Below are 11,553 nucleotides of genomic sequence, written 5' to 3'. Positions count from 1 at the left end.
TTACAAGGAAAAACTGAAATGACCTTATGGAAAGACAAGAAAAAAAACAGCCCTTCATTAAGGCTGTTCGATTTGATCTAAATATTTTTCTGATTCGAGAATCATATCGTGCATTTGTTTCGTTGGTTCGAGAGGAGATACTCCTAATTCTTCTTCTAGAACGACTTTACACTTTTGATACCATTTCATTGCCTGTGGACGGTTGTTTTTCCGGTAATAGCAATACATTAACAATCGATAGGCTTCTTCCCAGGTGCGGTCGCGCTTAAGTATTTTTTCACACCAATAAATAGCATGGTCATATTTTTCTTGCCGGACCATGATTTGAGCTATTTTTTCAGCAGCTCGTAAGAAATAAACCAGCATACTCTCACGTTTACTTATACACCAATCATCATATCTTCTGTCTGGCAGGTATTCCCCTTGATAAAGTTTTAACCCTTTTTCCAAAAGGGTAATCCCTTTTTCTTGGGATGCTTCATTTAGCCCTGTTTGAATCAATACTTGAAATTGAATAGTATCTAATTCAATTTTCGCATGAGGATTTAATCCATAAAACATTCCTTCTCTTATAATAAAAAAGGGGGCTGCCCTTGCCTTACGCATTGGCTCTAGAACATGATGAAGACTATTTAATGCAACTTTAAAATCACGGTCTGCATTTTTTGTATCTTGATTCGGCCAAAGAATTTGGAGTATCTCTTCTTTCGTCATCAGTTCGTTCACGGTTATAAAGAGCTGAAACAATTCCTTGCCTTTTTCACGCTGCCAATCTTTTTCTCCGACTTCCTTTTCTCCAAGCCAAACTTTAAATTGTCCTAGTGTTTGAACTCTGATCGAATATCCAGGATGGGAATCCAATCCCCCAGTAATCCCCATATCCTGAAGGATTTTTATAGCATATGAGCTTTGAATATTCCCTTTTGCACACTTAATTAACATAGGTACGATCATCTGTAAATCCCTTGGACCAAATACTGATACCTTATGAAAAAAGAACTCAAATTCATAGGTTTGAATCATATATAAAAACTTATCGATTGTGTGTCTAAACAAATCTTCATCTTTTTCTAAAAAGTAAATATAGGCAAGCCAGAAACCGGATAACATTTGTCCAAACGTATCCTCGCATTGATAAAATAATGCTCTTGTTTTTTCTAAGTAATCCAGTCCTTTTTTTCCTCTTTCGTTATAAATACATGTAATCCCCATACAAAGGCTAATAAGTGCGGAAAGCCAGATATCCTGTACTTTTTCAGTCTCCAATAATGCTCTTTTCCCTGCCTCTATTGCACGCTCGTATTCTCCCCTAGTTCCATACAGGATACAAAGTCCCATTAATGGTTCAGCTTTACCCCTTTCTACATTCAGCGTATCCATAATTTCCAAAGCCGTATGGTAGCACTTTTCGGCTAAATCAGAATCATATTTATTAAGAATTTGGACCGCATGCCCCATCCGAATCCAGCCGCAGGCCTCCACAAATGGTGCTTTTAAACTAATACCTTGTTGTATGCCTGCCTGTGCTAAATCCTTGGCATTCATTCCTTCTCCCGTAAAGGATTCAATTAGAGACAATAACAAATCGGTTTCTCTATGTGACTTCGGAAGAGCGTTACCACTTTTACCTGATAATTCTTCTTTTTGATTGTAAAGAACCTTTTTGGCCTCTTCAAACCGACCTGTTCTTAGATACAATCTTGCTTCAATATTTCCATCTACTATGGAGGGACTAGATTCTATTGCTTTTTGCAGCCATTTTTCAGCGTTAGTCGATTTTCCAGCATTCAAAAGATTTTCAGAAAGTAAATAATACAGCTTTGCCTTTTCTACTTCTGGACTACTGCTTTTTTCTCTTGCTTCAATAGCATCATATAATAATCTTTCGGCTTGATGAGGCTGAATGGTATCTAAATAAATCTTTGCTTTTCCTTCTAATGCCTTACTCATTCCAAGAAAATCTTTTCTCTTCTCGGCCTCTAAATAGGTTTTATCATAGCATTTCTCTGCCTCTTGATATTGGGAGCGGTACCTTAGGACCTCTGCTTTTAAAAACCAGAGAAAATAATAGGTGTCGAACTCTTTTAAAGGAATCAGCAGTAATTGATCAGACAAGCTTTTTAGCTTCCCGCCCTCAAGCATTGTAATACCATTGTCCTGTAAAATGGAGGCAATTGCTTTATAATGACTAATCTTTTTATAGTGGTAAAGAGCCTCTTCCCATAGTAATCTTTTTTCATAGAATCTGGCACATTTCTCATGGAGGGCAGAGTAAGCAGCGGGGTTATTTTTTAAGAAAGCGTTTTCTAAAAATTCTTTAAAAAGTGCATGGTAGCGGTAATGCTTTAATCCAATCTTCTGGATGAACAAATTTCTTTCTTTTAATTGCTCGAGCATATTAGAAGCTCCATGAATTCCAATTACTTCATCGCAAAGCTCTTCTTCCATAACATCTAGGATTGAAGTTTGCTCCAAAAATTGCTGAATGACTGGCGGTTGTTTTGAGAAGACTTCCATTACTAAGTAGTCGAATAAGTCCTGAAGTGAGTAGGTAGAATGTTCAAAGTGTGCAGTGATATCTCCAGTAAGTGGAATTTGCTGCGCTATCATACACGATGCAATAATCCATCCTTCTGTTATTTGATAGATATTTTGTAAGTGAGCAGGCTCAATTTCCAGCCCATAAAGGTCTGATAATAATAATTCTGTTTCTTCTAGCGTGAGAACTAAATCTTCCCGTGTCATTTCGAATAGCTGCCCGTTAACTTTCATTTTCGTTAAATGCTTCCAGCCAGGTCGGCTGCGGCTTGAAATCACTAAGTGTAAATTAGCAGGTATATGCTGTAGTAATTTTTCAATCCAACTGTTAATCGTATAGGAATGCTCAATTTGATGATAGTCGTCCAAAATCAAAGTAATATCAGAATTAGCATCAAGGATTTCATTTATAAACAAGGTGCATAGATAACTCAAATCTTCTTCCCGTATGTACCGGTCTATTGTTTCAATATACTTTTCAATTTCCTGACCAAATTCAGGAACCACCCCTCTAATCGAATGAATGATATAGGAAAGGAATGGAAGGATGTCGTCGTCCATTGATGAAATGGAGTACCAGCAGCCTGGGATTTTTTCATCCCTCATAAATAAAGCCAATGCCGTACTTTTTCCAAAACCAGCACCCGAATGAATAATGGTTAAAGGATACTCAGGTATTTTCTTCATTTTCCTAGTAAGCTTAGCCCGTCTAATAAATTCGTCTTTAATAACAGGGATTCGCAGTTTTGTTTGAATAATAGGCAGCTTCATTTATTTATCCTCCTTTCTAATATTTCCAATTTTTACACTATTTTATCATATAATAAAGCTCCGTGGCAGAACTAGGTTTTTTAATAGCCAAGAAATCTTATTCTTCATAAATCATTTTTTTCGTCATACCGCCATCAACGACTAGATTAATCCCCGTTACAAAATTATTTTCTCTTGCTGTTAAATACATACATGCTCTTGCAATATCATCGGGCTTCCCAACGCGTTTAGAAAAATGCTGATTATGATCAATGTCTGTTAATTCTGAGTAGTCCCCTGTGTGAATCCAACCAGGTGAAATCGCATTTACGGTTATTAAATCATCGCTAAGAGATGAGGCTAGAGCATGCGTGATACCAACAATTCCTCCCTTAGTAGCTGCATATCCCTCTGAGTTTGGTTCAGACATGAGTGCCCGCGTCGAAGCAATGTTTACAATGGCTCCCCCCTCTTGATTTTCACGCATATACCTCGCTGCCTCCCGTGAACATAGGAAAACACTTCTCAAATTGGTTTGGATGATATCATCCCATTCTTCAACCGTCACATCATACAACGATTTAAATAACCCTTTACCAGCATTATTAATTAGGACATCTAACCCACCGAATGTGTTTTTTGCAGTTTTCATTAGGTGAATAATATCATTTTCTTTCCTAACGTCTGTTTTCACGTAAAGTACTTCAGTTCCCATTTGTTTAAGTTCCACTTCCGACTGTTTTCCAGCAGTTTCATCCACATCTGCCAACAAAACCTTTGCCCCTTTTTCAGCATAAGCAGCTGCGATGACTCTGCCAATCCCTTTTGCTGCACCAGTTACAATTACTACCTTATTTTTAAAACTCATTAGAAACCACCTCTTCAATCACTTTTAACTGTAGTTTAACTTATTTCGCAGTTTACTTGAAAATAATGTGGAAATTTTTTCTACGTAATAAAAATAAATTTCAAGAAAAAATAAGAAAACCTCTAAGAAAAGGAGGAAGGAATTATGCAGGACAAATGTTTCTATTGTGTAAATGAAATCGAGGAAAAACAACATCATTATGTTACATTTTTTCGTTCTAGTACTGAAAGAGATGAGATCCTTTGTCATGAATGTTATCAGGAGTGGCTGCAAGGGGTAAAAGGGTAGTATTTATTACGAAAATAAAGGGCCGATTCTATTTCGGCCCTAATTAGTTGCACAATTATTCACTTTAGTAATGTTGCTGCCTGTATAGTCGATACTAAGCAGTTTAGCTGTCATGTCAGGAAACTTTGATTGAATGGATTGCTTCAGTAATCGTCCTTTTCCTTCTTCACAAAAACATAAAACGGTTGGACCAGCACCACTTAAGGCAACACCAAATGCACCCTCAGATTTAGCAAAATCTTCAACAGCATTGTAAAAAGGAATCAACGGTTTCCGATAAGGCTGGTGGAATAGGTCCATTTCCATCATTTTACCTGCCATCTCCCAGTTTTGACTAAGAAGTGCTGCAACTAAAACATTGGCAGTAGAGGAAGCTTGAATAGTATTTGAATACGAAAATTCTGTTGGTAAGACACCACGGGAATCTTTCGTTAATAAGCTTTCTCTCGGAATTACAGCAACCATTTCAAACGAAATAGATGCGATAGGAAGAACATCCACCTGGCCTTGCTGATAACAGCCAATGATAAGGCCTCCATATAATGATGCCCCAACGTTATCTGGATGACCCTCTATTTCTGTGGAGAGTAATAACTTTTCTTCTTTTGTTAACCCTAACTCACCAACATAATCAGCAAGCTCAATGCCTGCAATAATAGCTGAAGCACTTGAACCAAGTCCGCGTGCCAACGGAATATCACTTTCAACTTTTATTTTACACGGGTGTAAATCTCTGCCATATTTCGCTGCTGTTTGTAAGGCAATTTGGCAGATAAAATTCTGTTCATCTGCCGGGAGATCCTTTAACTCCTCTGATGTGGAATTACATTCCCATTTTTCACTTTTCTCTACTTCTAAAGTTAAATATAGATTCAGGGCAACACCGATTGAATCAAAGCCAGGGCCAAGATTTGCAGAGCTTGCTGGAACTGTAATAATAAACTTATCATTATTTTGAGTCATTGTATGACAACTCCTTTAAACCCGGCCATCTCATAATGATTTTCTCACTACTCTATACGCACTTTTTATTTCTTTTACCGCTTGTAAATCGTTTAATTCATACAGGATGGCATCATAATTTGTAAGTGACGCTTTATGTGTAACCAAGACAATTTCAGATGTTTCGTTTTTCTTTACTGGAAGCTGTAATATTTTTTCAAAGCTGACACCGTATTTCGCAAAAATGGAAGTAAGTTCAGCAAATACACCCACCTCATCCTGTACATGGATTCGTAAGAAGTATTTAGAGTACTTTTCATTATCATCCTTTAAGCGCTTAGGGAACTGTGGTGTAACCGCACTGCGTCCATTTACTCCAAGTCGTAGATTTTTCATTACTCCTACTAAATCTGAGACCACTGCCGTTGCAGTTGGCAGGCTTCCTGCACCTGGTCCATAAAACATGGTTTCACCAACAGCCTCGCCGTACACATAAACAGCGTTATACTCGTTTTGAACCGAAGCCAATGGATGGTTGTCGGACAAGAAGGTAGGTTGAACACTTACCTCTACTTTTTCCCCTTCTCGGTGAGCGTATCCTAACAGTTTCATTGTATAGCCTAACTGTTTTCCATACCGAAGATCTTCTTCTGTTACAGTAGATATTCCAGATACCTTTACATCATCAAGATCTATATGCATCGAAAAGCCTAAAGTGGCTAATATTGTCATTTTTCGGGCCGCATCCAATCCTTCTACATCGGAAGTTGGATCGGACTCCGCGAACCCAAGCCCTTGGGCTTCTTTAAGAACATCTTCATATGCACTACCATCTTGGGTCATTTTTGTTAAAATATAATTAGTGGTTCCATTTACAATCCCCATCATTTGGGTAATACGATCAGAAGCAAGACCATCAACTAAACCTCTTAAGATTGGAATACCACCGGCTACACTGGCTTCATAAAATAAATCACAGCCATTTTCAGAAGCAACAGACAACAATTCTGATCCATGAAGAGCCATTAAATCTTTGTTTGCTGTTACAACATGCTTGCCTTGACGGAGTGCACCAAGCAAATAATCCTTTGTTTCGTTGACTCCGCCCATTACTTCAATCACAACATCTATCTCAGGATCATGCAGGATATCAGATGGGGTAGATGTTAACAACGCTGGATCCACTTCAGCCGGTCTTTCTTTATGTATATTTTGGACCAGGATTTTTTTGATGACAACAGGACAACCAACCTGGTGCATTAATTTATCTTGGTGATTTTTGATAATTTTTACAACCCCTGAACCAACTGTTCCTAAACCGAGTAACCCAATTTGGATTGCTTTCATAAATAGTCCCTCCTGATCTGTCTATCGCATACGCACAATTGTCTTTATATAGTAGACATTATATTATTCTCTTAATATATTTACAATAGACTAATTTTTTTAAAAATTCAATGTAATCGCTTACCTCCATGCTAGTATTGGTCTTCCTTTTTTCAAAAAATTTTTTAATTTGAATACTCAAAAAATTATTTATTTTACCCTTTACAATCGCAAAGGTATCCATGTAGAATATTCTTTAAATTCAGGTAATCTAAATTAAATGTAATGATGAAGACGGCATTAAGAGAATGCTTCAGAGAGCCGGTGGCAGCTGTGAACCGGTGCAATTTCTTAAACTTGCCCAGCCCTTCTGAACTGGCAGACTGAAATTTTAGTAGGAATGCCCGGGATCCCCCGTTAACCTATGGAGGCTGCATAACGATTTGCAGCAAAAGAGGGTGGCACCACGTTGATCACGTCCCTCATAACAAGACAACTCTGTCCTGTTATGAGGGACTTTTTATTTTTTTAAAAAAAATTAGAAATACGAGAGGATGAGTTAAAAGATGTTTAAGGTACTAGTAACCGATGGTATTAGTGATTCTGGTTTAAAGAGTTTGTTTGACCACCCTAATTTTATTGTAGAGCGCCAGCCTACTTTAAAGTTTGAAGAGCTAAAGGATATTATTGGAGATTACGAGGCTTTAATTGTCCGCAGTCAAACGAAGGTTACATCAGAACTGCTTCAATATGCTGACAGACTTAAGGTAATTGCTAGAGCGGGTGTAGGTGTAGATAATATCGATGTGAATGCTGCTACTGGGAAAGGAATTATCGTCATAAATGCTCCTGGTGCCAACACGATTGCCGCTACAGAACACACATTAGCGATGATGCTCTCTATGGCGAGAATGATTCCGCAAGCCCACAAAAAGACTGTTGGCGGAGAATGGGATCGAAATTCTTTTAAGGGAGTAGAATTATACAAAAAAACTCTTGGTGTCATTGGTATGGGTAAAATCGGAACCGAAGTCGCAAAGCGTGCTAAGAGCTTTGGGATGAATATCTTGGGATATGACCCCTATTTAACAGAGGAAAGAGCTGAGAAACTTGGAATGAAAAAGGCAAGCCTCGATTTAATCGCACGCGAGTCGGATTTCATAACCATTCATACACCACTTACAAATGATACAAAAGGTTTAGTCAACGACGAATACTTAAGCAAGACAAAAAGGGGAGTACGATTTATCAATGTCGCCAGAGGTGGAATTATTGATGAAAAGGCTTTAGTTAGGGCGATTCGAACTGGCCAGGTTGCAGGTGCCGCACTCGACGTTTTTGAAAAGGAACCTGTTGCCGATCCAGAATTGCTGGACAATCCCAATATTATTGTTACCCCGCATTTAGGAGCTTCCACTGTAGAAGCACAAGAGAAAGTAGCTCAAGAGGTCAGTGAAGAAATTATTGAAATTCTTGAAACACAATCCATCCGCAATGCTGTGAATATGCCGCAGATGTCAGGTGAAACGCAGCAAAAAATGCAGCCATACTTACTGCTTGGAGAACAAGTGGGGCAGCTAGTGGTTCAACTATTAAAGCATGCTCCTTCTAAAATTGAAATTAATTATTATGGAGATTTAATTGAAGAAGATACAGAACTATTAACACGAACCATGATTAAAGGTGTTTTATCCCATCATTTAAGTGACTCGGTTAATTTAATTAATGCTCTTCATCTTTTAAAGGAGCAAGGTGTTTCCTATAATGTGCAAAAAAATGCTACGAATAAAGGTTTCGCCAATTATATGGAACTCTCCATTACAAAAGGATTGGAAACAGCCAAAATCGGAGCAACCGTATTAAATGGCTATGGTGCTAGAATCGTAAAAATTAATGACTATCGCATTGATGTAAGACCTGAAAGCCATCTCTTACTTGTAAAACATCAGGACGTGCCTGGTATGATTGGTAAGGTTGGATCTCTTCTTGGGGATTATCAAATTAATATCGGAACGATGCAAGTAGGCAGAACAGCTGTTGGCGGAGAAGCAATCATGGTCTTAACACTTGATAAGCAGATTACTCCGGAGGTTATCAAAGCCCTTACACTTATTAATGGTTTAAACGAAGCTCAATCACTGGAGTTAGCGAATGTAGATTCCTTTTATCCAGGAAAGCAGGAGCTTGAAAAGGTTAAATAACTAATTGATGCTGGCCAAATCTGTTATGGATTTGGTCTTTAATATTTGATGGTTAATTCTCGAGGTTTATTCTACGAGCTATTTGTGCTCGTTCTAACTAGAAAGGCGGGAAACCGGTAACGCTTGGGGCTATTATTCATGCCCGTTCTATCTGGAAATACGGATATACGGTAACGAATAGAGGCTATTCGTGCCCTTTCTAACTGGAAAGGCGGGTAAAAGGTAACGAATTGGGGCTAATCTCTCTCGCTTGAGCTAAAAATAAGTTTCGTTTATTTTTCAGTTGCAATCCGATCAACCATCAGATACGAACTAAGAGGGATTGCTCGGCAATCCCTCTTAGTTTTTCTCGATTATTTCTCTCACATCAAGCACTGTATCGAGAATATAGTCTGCAGCGTGCTTTTCAAAGTCACTTCTTGCGTCTTTTCCTGATAATCCAGTTAACACTGCAGCAAATTGACATTCCATTTTTTGTGCAGCCAGCAAGTCCGCCAGTGAATCCCCGACAACTAATACCTCTTCTCCATTTGATATTGGCAAAGTAGTACGCAAACAATCCTCTACTGAAGTATTTCTTCCTTTTAGCCCCATAATGTACGTAAATGGATCTGGTTTTGAGAGTGACCGTCTTTCGTTTAATCCCTTTTCTGCTTTGAGCACATCATCTGCAGTGACAATATGATTGATATCAAAATATTTTAGCCAGTTTAAGTGGTGAAAGGGTTGAATGGTTTCAAGCTCAGGTCTCCCCGTTCCAATTCCTATTTTTACTCCAGAATCTTTTAGGAATGAAAAGAGTGCTTCTATCTCTGTTTTAGCAGCCAATGTGGTTTCATTCGCTAAAAAGCCTTTCTTTCCTAATTGAACAGAAGGTTTGCCAGTGGATTTTTCTACATTCTCATCGCCAACATACCATTCTTGACTGACATGCTCACATACTGACCAAAGTGCATTGATTCCGCTAAAGATTTCTGTTTGAACCCCGAGTCTCTCTTCCGCTAATTGATTAAGATAATTGAACAATTCTTGCTTTGTTTCCTTTGATTCTCCAAAATCAGATACAAATAGATCGAAATCTTGATTAACTGGATAATTACGTAATACCCTGCCTATATCAAGCAGCACTTCTCTTGTGATGGGTTCCTGCAGCCAGTTGTTGATGCTGCTATTTTCTTTTTCCTTTATTTGAGATAAGAGATGGATTAGTTGATGGCCAAAAGACAAATAAATCATATCCCAATTCGCATTGAGCCCCCTTGACTTCATGAGCTTTAGAACTTCATCATGCTTTCCGAATACAGTCTCCCGAATACTCTTAATCTCTGCTTTACTATAATCTGTTTTAAATTTCTCAGGTGCCAATGCCAAATAATTATTACTTATTAACAATTCCCATACGGTTAGTGCAGAGGCGTCAAAATAATGCTCTTCACTTAATAAGACTCCATCAACGTCAAATAAGATTGTTTTTATCACTTAACCCACCCTCTTTTCCAGTCCACTTTATTTCGTTATCGTAACACAGTAAAGAGTTGTTTTTAAAGAGGATTCTAAAATACGGCTTAATTTCTTTTTATAGAAAGGAACAGTTAAAGCCGATTATCTCCATGTGATAATCGGCTTTCTGAAGCTATTCAACCTATCTAATGTTTATTTTTATTAACGTACTTACCATAGTCTGGAATAGCAATTTGCTCAAAGTCATTAACTAACTTTTTCAGACCATTAGCCAGCATTTCACCTGATAATGGAATTCCATGGCCAGTTACAGCCGTGGTTGGCTGCAGTGCCTCCAATTTTCTAACCGATTCCCAAGCAGCTTGCCAATCGGTTGTAAGATATCTTGGTGGTCCATTTACTTCCATTTCTTGTGTAAGAACCTTATAAAGTGAATCTTGTTTAACTGTAATAAATGCATCTCCCGCTATCAGAGAACGATCTTGATCCCTAAATAGTGACACATGTCCGGGACTATGCCCCGGAGTATGTATCCAGCGGTATCCCGACAAGTGCGGCACACTTCCATCAGAAGGAAGGAATTGAATATGATTCCCTAAATTAATTGGTTCATTGGGAAACATCGGCGACATTTTAGCAACCAAACCGCCTTCTACAGTAGGGTCTGGCTCTGGATAACTCATTTTTCCAGTCAAAAAAGGAAATTCTAATTCATGTGCATATACAGGGACATTCCAATACTTGACTAATTCAATAATGGCTCCTACATGATCAAAATGACCATGTGTTAAAATAATGGCTTGCGGCCGGCTATTAGCACCGAAACGATCTTCCGTTACAGAAATAATCTCGTTAGCTGATTCAGGCATTCCAGCGTCAACTAAAACAAAATTCTTTGCTTCGGGATTTCCGACTAAACAGATATTTACAATTTGGATGGTGTGGCTATATAAATCGGGCAGGACCTCTATGCCAATACCACTGGCTATTGAAGTTGCGGGGATAAATTTATAATCACTGCCATAAGAAATCTCTTGATCCATTCTTAAACCTCTTTCTTTATATTAGTAATTTGGCTGACAAAGCTATTTTGCGCTTATACTTACTATCCTATGATGTAGGTTTATTTAAAATGGATTGATTAAACTATATACTTGAGATTGTTGTTCCGATCAATAA

At 38.1% G+C, this 11,553-nt stretch carries 8 protein-coding genes and 1 other annotated feature; of the genes, 2 read left to right on the top strand and 6 right to left on the bottom strand.

Annotated features, from left to right (window positions below; genetic code table 11):
- Positions 1 to 57 precede the first annotated feature (57 nt).
- Together BANA01_RS17225 and BANA01_RS17220 are read right to left on the bottom strand one after the other, a co-directional pair.
- On the bottom strand, positions 58 to 3,309 hold the full coding sequence (locus BANA01_RS17225) for a winged helix-turn-helix domain-containing protein (RefSeq protein WP_063254101.1): 3,252 nt from the start codon (positions 3,307 to 3,309) through the stop codon (positions 58 to 60).
- 97 nt (positions 3,310 to 3,406) lie between these two features.
- A complete protein-coding gene (locus tag BANA01_RS17220; RefSeq protein WP_063254100.1) occupies positions 3,407 to 4,156 on the bottom strand; it encodes a glucose 1-dehydrogenase in 750 nt (249 codons plus the stop codon).
- Between the two features lie 144 nt (positions 4,157 to 4,300).
- Between BANA01_RS17220 and BANA01_RS29960 the strand changes: the two genes are divergently transcribed.
- On the top strand, positions 4,301 to 4,444 hold the full coding sequence (locus BANA01_RS29960; protein ID WP_169803711.1) for a hypothetical protein: 144 nt from the start codon (positions 4,301 to 4,303) through the stop codon (positions 4,442 to 4,444).
- Between the two features lie 39 nt (positions 4,445 to 4,483).
- On the opposite strand, the gene thrB is transcribed toward BANA01_RS29960, so the two are convergent.
- A complete protein-coding gene (gene thrB, locus BANA01_RS17215) occupies positions 4,484 to 5,407 on the bottom strand; it encodes a homoserine kinase (protein ID WP_063254098.1) in 924 nt (307 codons plus the stop codon).
- Between the two features lie 30 nt (positions 5,408 to 5,437).
- A complete protein-coding gene (locus BANA01_RS17210; RefSeq protein ID WP_063254097.1) occupies positions 5,438 to 6,733 on the bottom strand; it encodes a homoserine dehydrogenase in 1,296 nt (431 codons plus the stop codon).
- Between the two features lie 255 nt (positions 6,734 to 6,988).
- Positions 6,989 to 7,198: a binding site (T-box leader), on the top strand.
- Positions 7,199 to 7,278: 80 nt separating this feature from the next.
- On the opposite strand from BANA01_RS17210, the gene serA reads away from it, so the two are divergent.
- Entirely contained in the window at positions 7,279 to 8,913 is a 1,635-nt protein-coding gene (gene serA, locus BANA01_RS17205; protein WP_063254096.1) for a phosphoglycerate dehydrogenase, read from the top strand.
- Positions 8,914 to 9,252: 339 nt separating this feature from the next.
- On the opposite strand, the gene BANA01_RS17200 is transcribed toward serA, so the two are convergent.
- Both BANA01_RS17200 and BANA01_RS17195 read right to left on the bottom strand, forming a co-directional pair.
- Entirely contained in the window at positions 9,253 to 10,392 is a 1,140-nt protein-coding gene (locus BANA01_RS17200) for an HAD family hydrolase (RefSeq protein ID WP_063254095.1), read from the bottom strand.
- Positions 10,393 to 10,559: 167 nt separating this feature from the next.
- On the bottom strand, positions 10,560 to 11,417 hold the full coding sequence (locus tag BANA01_RS17195) for an MBL fold metallo-hydrolase (protein ID WP_063254093.1): 858 nt from the start codon (positions 11,415 to 11,417) through the stop codon (positions 10,560 to 10,562).
- Positions 11,418 to 11,553: the final 136 nt, after the last annotated feature.

Source organism: Neobacillus niacini NBRC 15566 (genome assembly GCF_001591505.1).
Classification (GTDB): domain Bacteria; phylum Bacillota; class Bacilli; order Bacillales; family Cytobacillaceae; genus Neobacillus; species Neobacillus niacini.
This window is presented reverse-complemented; position numbering and strand designations above follow the sequence as displayed.